We start from the raw sequence: 13,617 nt of genomic DNA on the forward strand, positions 1-13,617 counted from the left end.
TTGACGATAAAGTGGCAGTAGATTCATTTAAACCTCTATTTTGCGTGCCTGATTGCTGAGATTGACAAAATCTTTCACACTCAAGACTTCAGGGCGCGCTTGCGGGTCGATGGCGCAAGCCGCAAAGTCTTCTTCGCTCAATGTCGGTAGCAAAGTTGATTTTTTAAAAATAGCCCGTAGCGTCTTACGACGATGGTTAAAGGTTTCGCGCACCACAATCGCAAAGTACGCTTCGTCTTCTGCCACGATTGGTTTGTTGATATGTGGCGTCAGGCGAAAAACGGCACTGGTGACTTTTGGCGGCGGATTAAATGCGCCGCGCGGTACGGTCAGTAGATAGTCGGTATCACAATGATATTGCATGATGACCGATAGACGACCATAGGTTTTGCTGCCGACATCGGCAGTGATACGCTCGACCACTTCTTTTTGCAGCATAAAATGCATGTCTTGAATCACATCGGCATAACTGAGCAAATGAAAGAGTATCGGCGTAGAAATATTATAAGGTAGATTGCCGACTACGCGGAGCTTACCGCGCTCAGGGCTATACAGTTCACGATAATCGACATGCATGGCATTGTCTTTGATAATCGTAAAGTTCGGATGGCTATTGGCACCGATACGAATACGTAAACTATCTGCCAAATCGCGATCCAGCTCTACCACCGTCATCGCATCGACTTCTGCCAATAGCGGCTCAGTCAGCGCGCCCATGCCCGGTCCAATCTCGATTAAATTGTCATCACGCTCGAGGCGAATGCTGTCAACAATTTGGCGGATGACACTGCCATCGTGCAAGAAGTTTTGACCAAAACGCTTACGCGGTTGGTGTTTGGCAGCGCGTAGGCTGTTAGAAATAGATTGAGCATCAAACGTAGTTTTGGACATAAAAAGGTCTTAATCGATAAAAGATAAATGGGCTATAGCGCTATGGCAGCAATATGCTGATTATATATCAATGAATTATAACACAGCTCATAAATGCACTGTCTTTTTGAGATATTTTATTAGCAAACTACCCATACCTTAGTACAACCGACACAGTGCCTTATTTTTGTTCTAAAATCATTTATTATAACAACGATTATGAGAATGAACATGGTACCCTAGTGAGGACTTGAACCTTTGGCTCTAGGCTCATGATACCAACGGGTTTTCTCCCTGAGATAGTTCCAGTGTACTTCGTTGTGTACATGCAGTGAGTTTTTCGAAGATGAATTTAAGCTGTGTGACTATTGTCTTGTTATAGAGACTACTTCAAACTATATGTGGTTTACATAAAAAGTTACTTATTTGAGGTTTTGCTATGAATGTTTTTTACAAAATGAGCGCATCAGTTTTAATGAGCACGATGCTATTAACTGGCTGTTCAAGTCTTAGTACTCATAATACGGTAGATAAAACTGAGGTCGTAAAATCATCTCAAGTTGCGCCTATTCCACAAGTAGGGTTTCGCTATAGTGATGCTGAAAACTTTGATCTCGCTAATGAAGACAAGCTTTCTTGGCGTATATTTTATGACAAACCCTCTACAGGAACAGATGCTAAGTGGTTTGATGCGGTAAAACGTGGTGACCTAGCAACGGTTAAATATATGGTAAATAATGGTCAAGACTTAGAAGCTAAAGATACAGGTAGCCTTAATCAAACCGCTCTCGGCTGGGCAGCATTTATTGGCTATGAAGATATTGTAGATTACTTAGTTGATAAAGGCGCTGATATATATGCTAAAGATGATGGTGACGTTTATAACGTCATGAAATCTGCTGTACTAGGGGGAAATACCGTTATTGTTAAAAAAGTACATAAGTTATTAAATGACAAAGCGCCTGTCGATTTAAACGACCAAGAAATAGAAGATGATGGTGAAACATTTATTATGGTTGCCGCTAGTAATAATCGTATTGAGACGGTCAAATATTTACTGGCTCAAGGTGCTAATCCCAACCTTGTGGCGACTACTCAAGATGAAACTCAGGCATCGTATAATCAAAGTGCTTACTCCTATGCTTGTACTCGCGGTCATGCAGAGATGACAAAATTACTTGCGTCAAAAGGTGTGGTTAATCATCGTACGGGCAAAGCAAGTTGTCAATAACGTTTTCAATCATTAGAGCTATCTAATTGCTTTTGATTACAGACCTTCATAGTAGTCTAGATACTTAAAAAAAGGACGCTTCACAGTTTTTGAAGCGTCCTTTTTTAGGTTATACCTATGGCGAACCACTCAGGTACCTTCACTGGTTTGGTTCCCTATACAGGCATCGATGTGGTAGATATATGAGACACCTAGGAATTTTCATACTCTCTAAGATTGTTGAATATCAAACAATCCCAGCGTGGTTCAACATATGTATCAAAAAAAACATTTTTTATTAGGAAAAGCCATGCTTCTTAGTTTTATTGCGCGCCATAGCACATTAATTATGCCAGTTTGCGCAATTGTGGGCTTTGTTTTTCCAAACTTATCCAATGCAGTATTGGTATATTTGCCCCAAATACTGTTCTTCTTGATGTTCTTTACTTTACTGGGCATCGACCAATACGCGCTGTTAAAGCGTATAGCGACAAGCTATGTGTGGGTTTTTGCCTTGTTACAAAGCGGGGGCATGTGTCTAGTTTTAGTATTAATTGCTTATGCGTTCGGTGTACGTGGCGATTGGCTATTGGCGATTGCAGGTCTTGGCGCCACTGCCCCATTGTTTGGTAGTGGTGCGTTGGTCAATGCGGTGGGGTTTGATGCACAACTGGCGACGGCAAAAACTATCGCTGCTACGCTCATTATGCCATTCACATTATTAGGCGTATTATGGCTATTAGGCGATGAAAGTTCAAATTTAGACGTTGGTCTTTATGTCAAACGCTTGTTAGTTTATATTTTTATGCCAATGGTGCTAGCTGTGGGAGTGCGTCGGTTTGTTCCACCTGCTATTTTGTCACGTTATTATCCCAAAATTGGGCAGTTTAATATTTTACTGCTGATGTTGTTTCCACTGGGACTGATGGCAGGATTTCGTACCACCTTTGACCATAATCCCTGGCAAGCGTTGTTATTACTAGTGCTAAGTTCGGTATTGGCATTGGTATTTTATTTTACCGCTTATATAATATATCGGCGTTTTGGCTATGAGAATGCTATTGTCGCGGCGCTGGTGTGTGGCGGACGCAATGTATTACTTTCTTACACCATAACTGTACCCTTTATGGGTGCGGTGTTTCTACCGTTACTGGGTGCTTTTCAATTACCAATGTTTTGCTTACCCTTACTGGGCAAATATATGGCAAAACGCCATACGACTCGACCTATGGATTTAAAGTCAGGTTTCTGAATCGCCCTGACTACTTACAGATAAGTTATTGTTTAGAGGGTTTATTTTTTGGGTATACCCTAGCGGAACCAGCTATTTCACCCTCGAAACCTATTAATAAACCACTCAAAATAGACTGCTATAGTGGAATCACTTATATTAGACCGTGTTTGATGATTTATAAATAGCCGTTATTCACACTAAAGTTGCCCAATACTGCGTGACAAACTTCTAGTGCACCAGTTTTATATAAGAGGTCTATTAACAAGCGATTTATCCGCCATCTCATTGGCCATCAATAGTGCTTGGTATAAGCTGGTCGCACTTGCGCCGCCGCGCCCTGCTAAATCAAGCGCCGTCCCATGGTCAACTGAGGTACGAATATACGGCAACCCTAAGGTAAGATTGACCGTATCACCAAAACCGTGTGATTTGAGCACTGGTAAACCTTGGTCATGATACATAGCAATCACAGCGTCACAATTCGCTAAATGTCTTGGGGTAAATAAGGTATCCGCTGGCATCGCCTCTGATATATCGACGTCCGCATCGATAAATTCTTGTAGCACGGGGTTAATAATCTCAATTTCCTCGACACCTAGATGCCCGCCCTCGCCTGCATGCGGATTAAGACCACATACCAAAATACGCGGCTGCGTTAAGCCAAACTTCTCGCGCATATCGTCAATGACAATTTGCACCGTTTGGCGTACATTATCAGCGGTGATAGCAGCAGGTATGTCTTTTAATGCTAAATGTGTGGTAACAAGCGCCACTTTCATGGCTTGATTGGCGAGCATCATCACGACTTTCTCACAGCCACTTTGCTGCATAAAAAACTCGGTATGACCACTAAACATGGTGCCATCGAGCAGTTTAATATCAGCATCTATCAGTGCAGATTTTTGCAATGGCCCTGTGATGATAGCAGCAACTGTTTTGTTGGTTGCTAACTGATGGGCGATGTCCAACTGCTTGGCAACCATTGCCGAATTGCGAGTATTAATTTTTCCGCAGACAACTGGTTCAGCACAAGGGGTATTCAGCAGGATAAAAGCATGGTTGTCATTGTTATTGTCATCAATAGTTTGCTGTGACATCTGCTCTAAAAAGTCATCGGCCTCTATTTCCAAATCGACAGCTTGCCAAAATGGACAGCTCTCGAGCACGCCTGCTGTTACCAGCATATCAGCGCGCTTTTGCATCGCGACACTATCGGCAGTGACCCAAATTGGGCGTTTAAAATCTTGCAATTTACCCTCAGCTGCTAATAGCAGCACAACATCCATCCCAATACCAGCAGGCTCACCGGTTGTGATTAATAATGGTAGTCTTTTTTGCATAGTAAAATATCCTAGTTTGATATTAAGAATATGATTTTATTGTATTTATTATTATGAAAACGAGCGTTTAAGATGGTCTAAGACATCGCAAATTTTATGTCATAGCAGATGCCATTTTTATAGATAGTTACTTATAGCAGCCGAAAAAACGGTAGAATGTGTTAAACTTTCGCCTTTCATTGTAGCATTTACCAGCAAGCGCTGAGACCACCTTTTGGTACTTCTCTCGTAGAGGTATGTCGCGCTTGCTTGGCTGTATCACTACTAAAATAAATACTGATAGCACACAGCTATTTATAATCTCTTATATACTTAATTTTATACCGACTTTTGACACATTAGGCATCCATGGCAGACAACGAAAAAACCGACGACTTACTCAATCAGACACCGCCGCACAATATCGATATTGAAAAGGCTTTGCTAGCGTCTTTGATGAGTATCGAAGAGGCATACGATAAGATTGCAGATATCGTCACCAAAGACGACTTTTATGCAGGGCGACATCAGTATATTTTTGATGCGATTGCGCATCTGGCAGCGGTCAACGAGCCTTACGATACGGTGATGGTGCATGACTGGTTGGAAGCACAAAAACTGCTTAAAGGTGCCGGTGGTGACAGCTACTTAGCCGATATTTTAAGTCAAAGTCCCGCCACCTTGTTTAACCTCACCGCTTATGCGCAGCGCGTGCGTGAGCTATCGACCTTACGCCAGCTGATTACTACTGGCAATGACATGCTGACCCTTGCCTATAATCCCAAAGACCAAACAGTAAGCGATATCTTGGACAATGTTGAGGCAAAAATATTCAGTATTAATGAGCAACATAACAAACGCGCAGAACAGCGTGGCCCCGTTGGTATTACCTCGGTATTGACCAATGTTATTGATAAAATCCAAGAATTAAAATCCAATCCTGACGGCATGATTGGCTTACAAACCCCATTCGTCGAGCTAAACAATAAGACTCAAGGCTTACAAGCGGGCGATTTAATCATTGTGGCGGCGCGTCCGTCTATGGGTAAAACAACCTTTGCGATGAACTTGGCAGAAGGGATTTTATTTAACGAAGATTTACCCGTGGTAGTGTTTTCGATGGAGATGCCGGCCGAGTCTATTGTCATGCGTTTGCTATCTTCATGGGGCGCGATTAATCAGACGCACTTGCGTTCTGGGCAAATGAACGAAGATGAATGGGCAAAAATGATGAACGCCATTCAGCATTTGCAGTCTAAGCATTTATACATTGATGACAGTACTGCCCTGCCGCCCTCTGAGCTACGTTCGCGCTGCCGCCGTATCGCTAAAAATCATGATGGCAAACTTGGCGCTATCATTGTCGATTATCTACAGCTGATGAAAGTGCCTAATCTTGATGGCAACCGTGTTGGAGAAATCTCCGAGATTTCTCGTAGCTTAAAAGCTTTGGCTCGTGAGCTTGAATGTCCGGTTATTGCCTTATCGCAGCTTAACCGTAGTCTAGAGAACCGTCCTAATAAGCGCCCTATCATGTCGGATTTGCGTGAATCGGGTGCGATTGAGCAGGATGCCGATTTGATTATGTTTATTTATCGCGATGAGGTTTATAATGAAAACTCAGACCACAAAGGCGTGGCTGAAATCATCATTGGTAAACAGCGTAATGGCCCTATCGGCACCATACGCTTGGGCTTTGAAGGGCAATTTACCCGCTTTATCAACCTGACGCCAGAATACTATCAAAACGTCAGCTTTGAAAATGATGAGTAATAAACAAAACGAACGATACGCTTAATAAGCGATTACTCATAAAAAATAGCCAGTGCGTCATCAGCCCAATTGATGACGCATTGGCTTTATCACTTTACTCATAAAATAACTTTGCTAATAAGCCAATTTTGACAATAATATAAGCTTGCTAATAGAGAAGGCAATTATGCGCACCATCACAATCAAACCAGCTGCCATTACCCATAATTTGGCTCAAGTTAAAAAACTGGCACCGACGGCTAAAGTCCTTGCTATGGTTAAAGCCAATGCCTATGGTCATGGCGTAGCCGCTATCCTGCCAGCATTAAAACAAGCTAAACCACAGGCAGATGGTATCGGCGTCGCCACCTTGATAGAAGCCTTGGAAGCACGTCAATTGGGCTGGGATAAAACCATTGGTCTAATCGAAGGCGCATTTACTAAAGATGAATGGCAGCTGGCGATTGAGCATGATATTAGCTGCGTGATTCATCATGAGCCGCAGCTAACGTGGGCACTAGAAAACACCCCACCGACTACCAGTGCCACCCGTGTGGTTTGGCTTAAATACAATACTGGCATGAATCGCTTAGGGTTTAATGACCAAACCCTTATTCCAGCAGCCAAACGTCTGCATGAAGCCGGTTATCAGTTGGTTTTGACCACTCACTTTGCCAATGCCGATGACCGCGCTCATCCTCTAAACGCTATTCAAATCCAGCGCTTTAACGACATGCTGCAGACCCTAAAAGAAACGGTGAGTAGCGATGTAAAAGGCTCATTGTGCAACTCAGCGGGTATCGTCAATTTCCCCGAGCATCATCACGATTGGGTACGTCCGGGCATCATGCTCTACGGGAGTACGCCTGTTATTGATAAAAGTGCGCGTGATTTGGACTTACAGCCAGCGATGGAATTTAGCGCGCAGATTATCGCTCTACAAACGGTCAACGCCGGTGATGGTATTGGCTATGGCAGCCGCTGGACTGCGATGCAAGATACCAAAACGGCTTTGGTTAGTATCGGTTATGGTGATGGCTATCCACGGGTGGTGAGTGACAACGCTTATGTTTCTGTTATTGATGCCATAAATCATCAAAGCTATCCATGCGCGGTAGTCGGACGAGTGGCGATGGATATGATCGTCATTGATGTCAGCACTGTTCCAGAAAGCGTGGCTTTAGATAGTAAAGTGATACTTTGGGGTGATGCGCCGCACGTCGATGAAGTCGCCGCCCATGCTGAGACCATTAGCTATGAGTTGCTATGCCGCCTAAGCGCTCGCCCAAATCGGACCATAGCAAAATCATAATTGATAGAGTTTAATGTAATGATGGTTTGAGAGACGAATGAAGCAATGCAGCACTGCAGCACTGCTGAATCACGGCAAATTGGACATTTACATTAAGCCTAATTGCGCTATACTAAAAGTTTGTTGTCACACCAGTATACGCACTGACGCGATGCTATTAAAAAATGACAACGTATCATTTTTCATCGACTGCGATCGACTGCTAGGATTACTATGAGTTTGCGCCATTTTTTGACCCTATCTGATTTAACCAAACAAGAACTAGAAAACTTAATCAAACGCGCGAGCGAACTGCGTAAGATGCAACATGCTGGCGAGATATATCAGCCCTTTGTTGGTCGGACGCTTGGTATGATATTTGAGAAATCATCCACCCGTACGCGTATCTCGTTCGAGACTGGCATGGGTCAGTTTGGCGGTAATGCTATTTTTTTATCGCCAAATGATACCCAACTTGGCCGTGGTGAGCCGCTAGAAGATTCCGCTCGCGTCATCTCAAGCATGGTCGATATCATCATGATTCGCACCTTTGGGCACGAAAAAGTTGAGACCTTTGCGGAATATTCCAGTGTACCGATTATCAACGCGCTCACTGACGAATTCCATCCCTGCCAGCTGCTTGCTGATATGCAGACGTATTATGAGCATCGCGGTAGTATCGAAAATAAAATCGTCACTTGGGTTGGTGATGGCAACAATATGTGTGCCTCCTACATGCAAGCGGCCAATCAGTTTGGCTTTGAGCTACGTGTAGCAGCCCCTTATGGTTTTGAGCCTGACCCTGAGCTGATGAAACGCTTCTCGCATTGTGTCAGTATCGTTGAAAACGTCCAAGAAGCGGCGAAAGATTCAAACTTAATTGTCACCGACGTCTGGGCCAGTATGGGGCAAGAGTCTGAACAAAATACCCGCGCGCGACGCTTTGCTTCTTATCAAGTGACGCCATCACTACTCGATAAAGCCGACCCTGAAGTGGTATTTATGCACTGCTTGCCAGCCCATCGCGGCGAAGAAATCTCTCATGATATGCTCGATGATCCGCGCTCTGTGGTGTGGCATGAAGCCGAAAACCGCTTACATGCGCAGAAAGCTTTGATGGAATTTTTATTAAAAGACAAAATTAAGCTGCCTGCCTAAAAACAGGCTGGTAAAGAGCATAACGTGAAATATTGATAAACCAGCACGTCTAAAAATAACACGTACAAAAAAAGGCAGAGCATATTTATAGTGCTCTGCCTTTTTATTGTTTACGGCTTTATTTAGCGATAAGTTATAGCATTAAATTCTGTCAATAATGCATTAACGCGTTAAAGTCGTCACCCCATTACTGCCCGCTTTTAATAAGACATCGGCTTGATTGGCAGCAAAGATACCATTACAGACTACCCCAACAATATTGTTTAATTGCTGCTCAAGCTCTAGTGGATTACTGACATCTAAGTCATAAGTATCTAAAATCACATTGCCATAATCGGTAACGAAATCTTCACGATATACTGGCTCAGCGCCCAAACGGGCTAATTGCCTTGCCACATACGAGCGCGCTTGTGGCAGCACCTCTATCGGTACTGGAAATTCGCGTCCCAACCATTCAACGCTTTTGCTTTCATCAACCATGCAGATAAACTTATTAGATGCTGCAGCGACAATTTTTTCACGTGTGAGCGCGCCGCCGCCACCTTTAATCAATTGCAAATGCTCATTTACCTCATCAGCACCATCGATATAGACATCAAGCTGACCGGCAAAGTTTAAATCGACAATTTCGATACCAAGGGCACGAAGTTTATCTTCGGTGACCTGTGAGCTTGCAACCGCGCCAGCAAGCCTTAATGTCGGCAACAACTCAATCAAACAGTTAACCGTACTGCCCGTCCCCACTCCAAGTATCATGTCATCTTCAATATAGCTTAGGGCAGCTTTGGCTGCAGCTTGCTTTTGTGCTTGCTGATCACTCATCATAAATCCTTGGAAAAATAAACGTCTCACTCTAAAAGAGCTAAAATGATAAAAGAGGTAAAATGCGCGCTTATTATAACCGATGGCTTTAGGCGATGTTAGCGTAAAACCCATTCTAAATACTCATTGCCCCTTCTCAGAGCCCATACTTACTTTAATGTATTGATGGCTTGACCTTTAACCTTCAAAAAAACTCCCTATAAAATTTGCAATTGTGTCTTGCAAGATAGTGAAAATCAGCATAGGCTAATCTATTTCGTTTTTGTGCTTATCTATACTGGTTTATAGTTATTTATAGCGGCTAATTTATAAACACTGACTTTATAGCCATTTGCACTTCTTTTATTCATCTTCACTCTGTTTAGGAATTATTATGCTGTCACATTGGGTACGAGCCATCTTGCAAGCCACCGTCTATGACGTTGCCATTCAAACACCACTTGAAGCTGCACCCAAGCTGACCCAACGTTTTGCTAATGATATTCGATTTAAGCGCGAAGACCTGCAACCAGTAAAATCCTTTAAATTACGCGGTGCTTACAACCGTATTAGCCAATTGAGCGATGAGCAAAAAGCGCGTGGCGTTATTTGTGCTTCAGCGGGCAACCACGCCCAAGGCGTTGCTTATTCAGCGCGTAAGCTTGCCCTAAATAACATCATCGTCATGCCAACCACCACCCCTGATATTAAAGTAGATGCCGTTAGAGCACTCGGCGGTAATGTTGATTTGTATGGCGATAGCTTTGATGAAGCCAACCGTTATGCAATCAATCGCGCTGAGACTGAGGGTTTAACCTTTATTCCCCCTTATGATGATGAATTGGTGATTGCAGGACAAGGCACCATTGGTCTGGAATTAACCCAGCAATGGCGTAACATGGATTATGTATTCGTTGCCGTGGGTGGTGGCGGTTTGATTTCTGGCGTCGCAGCATTCTTGGGTGAAGTCGCGCCGCACGTCAAAGTCATCGCTGTAGAAGCAGACCAATCAGCTTCATTAAAAGCGGCACTTGAAGCAAATGAGCGAGTCACGCTTAAGCAAGTCGGTCTGTTTGTCGATGGTGTTGCAGTCGCTCAAATTGGCGAGCTACCTTTTGATATTGTGCGTATGCAAAAAAGTGATAAATCAGGTCCTGTCGTCGAGCCTGAAGTGGTCACTTGTACCAACGACGAAGTCTGCGCGGCGGTGAAAGATATCTTTGAAGAAAACCGCAGTATCGTTGAACCTGCTGGCGCTTTGTCCGTTGCAGGCATGAAAAAATATATCGAAGCCCATAACCTACAAGGTAAAAACTGCGTCGGTATTATTTGCGGCGCCAATATGAACTTTGACCGCTTGCGTTATATCGCCGAGCGTACTGAGATTGGTGAGAAAAAAGAAGCCATCTTTGGCGTGACCATTCCTGAGCAAACCGGCGCTTTCTTAAACTTCTGCCGTAGCTTACATGGCCGTAATATCACCGAGTTTAACTACCGTGCCGATAGCAAAAAATCACCAGATTCGATGGAACCTGCAGCAATCTTTGTCGGTATCGCCCTAAAAGAAGGCGACAAAGAGCGTCAAACGATTAGCAGTCAATTGGCAGCCGATGGCTATGAAGCACACGACTTAACCGATGATGATATCGCCAAATCACATATCCGTTATTTGATCGGTGGTCATGCGCATGTCGAAAACGAGCAATTATTCAACGTAGTTTTCCCTGAACGTCCGGGCGCATTGCTGACTTTCTTAGAGAAACTTGGCGACGACTTTAATATCACCTTATTTCATTATCGCAATCATGGCGCTGCTGAAGGTCGCGTGCTGGTCGGTGTGCAAGCCTCTGAGGGCAACTCTCGCCAACTACAAGATGCGCTTCTTGATATTGGTTATGACTGCACCATGCTCAATGACAACATTGGTTATCAGTTGTTTTTAAAATAATCAAAGCAGAAGTAAAATTTCATTTATCAATGCGGTTTTTTAACAATTAGAAAACCGCCTCTGATGCATCAATAATGACTATTTACTTATAGAATTGATTTATTTGTAGTGACTATTACTAGGTGGTAAGCCGTGATTCAAAAGATAGTGATATTTGTATTATTACTGGTTTTAGCACTAGTAAGTTATAAGATGTTGCAACCTAAAACCACGACTAGCAATCCTACCACTGATGTTGCAGCTGATACTTCAGCTGCCGCTGCTTTCACCTCAACTGACTTAGATGACATACCGCCAACGTACGTCGATTTAGGCACAGCTTCAGATGCAACATCAATTCAGGCAGTAAACCCCGTATTAACGTCACAACCAGTATTAACGCCTAAACCAACAGCACCAAGTTTTGCCTGTGATGGCAGGCAACATTGCTCTCAGATGACCTCATGCGCCGAAGCAACCTACTTCCTACAACACTGTCCTAATACAAAAATGGATGGTAACTATGACGGCATTCCTTGTGAGCAGCAGTGGTGTAAATAGTTTTATATCAAGCATAAATTGAGAACGTCATGTGTCGCGGTATTATTGGCTTTAGATTGCCTATCGATTCGATATAAGCTCAGTTTAAATTGAGCCAAAATAAAACCGTCAAAAACATGAATGGTGTGATAAACGGTTTAGAGCAGTTAAATACTAACAGTGCTGTAACAATGGCTGCTAAAGTTACCAATCAGAACAATGGCTAATTTCAGTTGTCCTTATTCACCATAAAAACCTATTTTGAAATACTTTAATCGCTTAACGCTCTTTTAATCAGTAAAAACAACACCATTATTATCTTACGTTATTGATATCTATGAGGTTTTGATGAGTAAACACAATAAAAACCATAATCAGCCCGCACATAGCCAACCAGATGCCGTGCGTATGCGTCTTGATAAATGGTTATGGGCCGCTAGATTTTATCGCACCCGCACCCTTGCCAAAGAAGCCATAGAAAGCGGACGCGTCCATTATGCAGGGAGCCGCGTCAAAACCAGCAAAGAGATTGCCGTCGGGGATGAGCTCAGTATTCGCCAAGGCTCAGCAACCGCCATGACTGAGAAAACTGTGTTGGTTGAAGCACTAAGCGCACAACGTGGTAATGCGATTGCTGCCCAAGCGTTATATTCTGAAACTGAGGAAAGCGAGGAGCGCCGCGCTTTTTATGCCGAGCAGCGCAAACTTGCCAATCTTGCTCGTCCAGATAATAAACCCAATAAAAAAGAGCGGCGTGATTTACAGCGCTTCAAACACAATCAAGACTAAATCGATTCTTAACATTTATATAGGCTATTGGGGTCGGCAGCTTGCTATTATTCATAGCCTAATGTGACCCTATTGTTTTACCTCTACCCTTGCCATTCAACGTATTAACCGTTACGCTGATAGCCAATTAATTTACTCGATAACATGCTAATAAACCGCATTAACCATGCTGGTCTAGATAGCATGTTTTTTTGTTGTGATAAAAGGTCATTATATGCCAATTAAAGCGTCTACTCCCTCCTCTGTGCTACTGGTTTGTTTGGGAAATATTTGCCGTTCACCGACCGCCGAAGAGATTTTTCGTCAGCAAGCAGCCATTGCAGGGCTGGCGATGAAAGTGGATTCGGCAGGGACTGGCGACTGGCATATTGGTCATGCGCCTGATGTACGGGCACAGCGCCATGCTAAAGCTCATGGTTATAACATTAATAAGCTGGTCGCGCGTCAAGTAAGCGCTGACGACTTTCACAAATTTGATTTGATTTTGGCGATGGATGCGCAAAACTTAGCCGACCTGCAAGCTATTAAAGACAGCATCAGCGACACAGATGGCAAGCTTGCCAAACTGGCGCTATTTAGTGAAGAAGATCCAACCTACGGCGGCGACGATGTACCAGACCCTTATCAAGGTGATGGCGACGCCTTTGAAGAAGTCATCGAACGTATCGAATCAAGTGCCGAAGCTTGGATTGAAAGTTGGAAAACTGCTTAGCAATGATTAATAGT

At 43.5% G+C, this 13,617-nt stretch carries 12 protein-coding genes; 9 read left to right on the plus strand and 3 right to left on the minus strand.

Annotated elements, in window-relative coordinates; translation table 11 throughout:
* Positions 1 to 27: 27 nt before the first annotated feature.
* Positions 28 to 891 (minus strand): 16S rRNA (adenine(1518)-N(6)/adenine(1519)-N(6))-dimethyltransferase RsmA, encoded by an 864-nt coding sequence (gene rsmA / locus QJS82_RS06010; RefSeq protein WP_201619315.1) that lies wholly within the window; start codon positions 889 to 891, stop codon positions 28 to 30.
* A gap of 436 nt (positions 892 to 1,327) precedes the next feature.
* Between rsmA and QJS82_RS06015 the strand changes: the two genes are divergently transcribed.
* Both QJS82_RS06015 and QJS82_RS06020 read left to right on the plus strand, forming a co-directional pair.
* Positions 1,328 to 2,101: an ankyrin repeat domain-containing protein gene (locus QJS82_RS06015; protein WP_131401070.1), complete on the plus strand. Its 774-nt coding sequence runs from the start codon at positions 1,328 to 1,330 to the stop codon at positions 2,099 to 2,101.
* 289 nt (positions 2,102 to 2,390) lie between these two features.
* Complete coding sequence (locus QJS82_RS06020; RefSeq protein ID WP_131401071.1) at positions 2,391 to 3,332, plus strand: lantibiotic ABC transporter permease; 942 nt, start codon at positions 2,391 to 2,393, stop codon at positions 3,330 to 3,332.
* A gap of 224 nt (positions 3,333 to 3,556) precedes the next feature.
* Here QJS82_RS06020 and pdxA read toward each other — a convergent pair whose 3' ends face one another.
* A complete protein-coding gene (gene pdxA / locus QJS82_RS06025; RefSeq protein ID WP_201625141.1) occupies positions 3,557 to 4,654 on the minus strand; it encodes a 4-hydroxythreonine-4-phosphate dehydrogenase PdxA in 1,098 nt (365 codons plus the stop codon).
* Positions 4,655 to 5,002: 348 nt separating this feature from the next.
* Between pdxA and dnaB the strand changes: the two genes are divergently transcribed.
* The 3 genes from dnaB to argF all read left to right on the plus strand — a co-directional run bounded on the left by dnaB (position 5,003) and on the right by argF (position 8,834).
* On the plus strand, positions 5,003 to 6,406 hold the full coding sequence (gene dnaB, locus QJS82_RS06030) for a replicative DNA helicase (RefSeq protein WP_201625142.1): 1,404 nt from the start codon (positions 5,003 to 5,005) through the stop codon (positions 6,404 to 6,406).
* Positions 6,407 to 6,572: 166 nt separating this feature from the next.
* Positions 6,573 to 7,697, plus strand: coding sequence for an alanine racemase (gene alr / locus QJS82_RS06035; RefSeq protein ID WP_281491577.1), 1,125 nt, complete (start codon positions 6,573 to 6,575; stop codon positions 7,695 to 7,697).
* 213 nt (positions 7,698 to 7,910) lie between these two features.
* Positions 7,911 to 8,834: an ornithine carbamoyltransferase gene (gene argF / locus QJS82_RS06040; protein ID WP_183618390.1), complete on the plus strand. Its 924-nt coding sequence runs from the start codon at positions 7,911 to 7,913 to the stop codon at positions 8,832 to 8,834.
* 162 nt (positions 8,835 to 8,996) lie between these two features.
* On the opposite strand, the gene rpiA is transcribed toward argF, so the two are convergent.
* Positions 8,997 to 9,656: a ribose-5-phosphate isomerase RpiA gene (gene rpiA, locus QJS82_RS06045; RefSeq protein ID WP_201590905.1), complete on the minus strand. Its 660-nt coding sequence runs from the start codon at positions 9,654 to 9,656 to the stop codon at positions 8,997 to 8,999.
* Between the two features lie 373 nt (positions 9,657 to 10,029).
* Between rpiA and ilvA the strand changes: the two genes are divergently transcribed.
* The 4 genes from ilvA (at position 10,030) to QJS82_RS06065 (ending at position 13,603) form a co-directional block, all read left to right on the plus strand.
* Positions 10,030 to 11,583 (plus strand): threonine ammonia-lyase, biosynthetic, encoded by a 1,554-nt coding sequence (ilvA, locus tag QJS82_RS06050; protein ID WP_201590908.1) that lies wholly within the window; start codon positions 10,030 to 10,032, stop codon positions 11,581 to 11,583.
* A gap of 132 nt (positions 11,584 to 11,715) precedes the next feature.
* On the plus strand, positions 11,716 to 12,123 hold the full coding sequence (locus tag QJS82_RS06055) for an excalibur calcium-binding domain-containing protein (protein ID WP_281491578.1): 408 nt from the start codon (positions 11,716 to 11,718) through the stop codon (positions 12,121 to 12,123).
* Positions 12,124 to 12,450: 327 nt separating this feature from the next.
* The gene (locus QJS82_RS06060; RefSeq protein ID WP_201564959.1) at positions 12,451 to 12,891 is read left to right on the plus strand and encodes an RNA-binding S4 domain-containing protein; all 441 of its coding nucleotides are present in this window, start codon (positions 12,451 to 12,453) and stop codon (positions 12,889 to 12,891) included.
* Between the two features lie 214 nt (positions 12,892 to 13,105).
* Positions 13,106 to 13,603 carry a low molecular weight protein-tyrosine-phosphatase gene (locus QJS82_RS06065; RefSeq protein WP_281491579.1) on the plus strand — a complete coding sequence of 166 codons (498 nt, stop codon included), beginning with the start codon at positions 13,106 to 13,108 and terminating at the stop codon, positions 13,601 to 13,603.
* The last annotated feature ends 14 nt before the right edge of the window (positions 13,604 to 13,617 follow it).

Origin of the sequence: Psychrobacter maritimus, assembly GCF_029953575.1 — a bacterium.
Classification (GTDB): domain Bacteria; phylum Pseudomonadota; class Gammaproteobacteria; order Pseudomonadales; family Moraxellaceae; genus Psychrobacter; species Psychrobacter maritimus.

Bases quoted from the DNA above. Each gene is read 5' to 3' on its own strand.
- dnaB (WP_201625142.1), top strand. From the start codon at position 5,003: ATGGCAGACAACGAAAAAACCGACGACTTACTCAATCAGACACCGCCG.
- rpiA (WP_201590905.1), bottom strand. From the start codon at position 9,656: ATGAGTGATCAGCAAGCACAAAAGCAAGCTGCAGCCAAAGCTGCCCTA.
- argF (WP_183618390.1), top strand. From the start codon at position 7,911: ATGAGTTTGCGCCATTTTTTGACCCTATCTGATTTAACCAAACAAGAA.
- QJS82_RS06065 (WP_281491579.1), top strand. From the start codon at position 13,106: ATGCCAATTAAAGCGTCTACTCCCTCCTCTGTGCTACTGGTTTGTTTG.
- alr (WP_281491577.1), top strand. From the start codon at position 6,573: ATGCGCACCATCACAATCAAACCAGCTGCCATTACCCATAATTTGGCT.
- rsmA (WP_201619315.1), bottom strand. From the start codon at position 891: ATGTCCAAAACTACGTTTGATGCTCAATCTATTTCTAACAGCCTACGC.
- QJS82_RS06015 (WP_131401070.1), top strand. From the start codon at position 1,328: ATGAGCGCATCAGTTTTAATGAGCACGATGCTATTAACTGGCTGTTCA.
- pdxA (WP_201625141.1), bottom strand. From the start codon at position 4,654: ATGCAAAAAAGACTACCATTATTAATCACAACCGGTGAGCCTGCTGGT.
- QJS82_RS06020 (WP_131401071.1), top strand. From the start codon at position 2,391: ATGCTTCTTAGTTTTATTGCGCGCCATAGCACATTAATTATGCCAGTT.
- ilvA (WP_201590908.1), top strand. From the start codon at position 10,030: ATGCTGTCACATTGGGTACGAGCCATCTTGCAAGCCACCGTCTATGAC.
- QJS82_RS06060 (WP_201564959.1), top strand. From the start codon at position 12,451: ATGAGTAAACACAATAAAAACCATAATCAGCCCGCACATAGCCAACCA.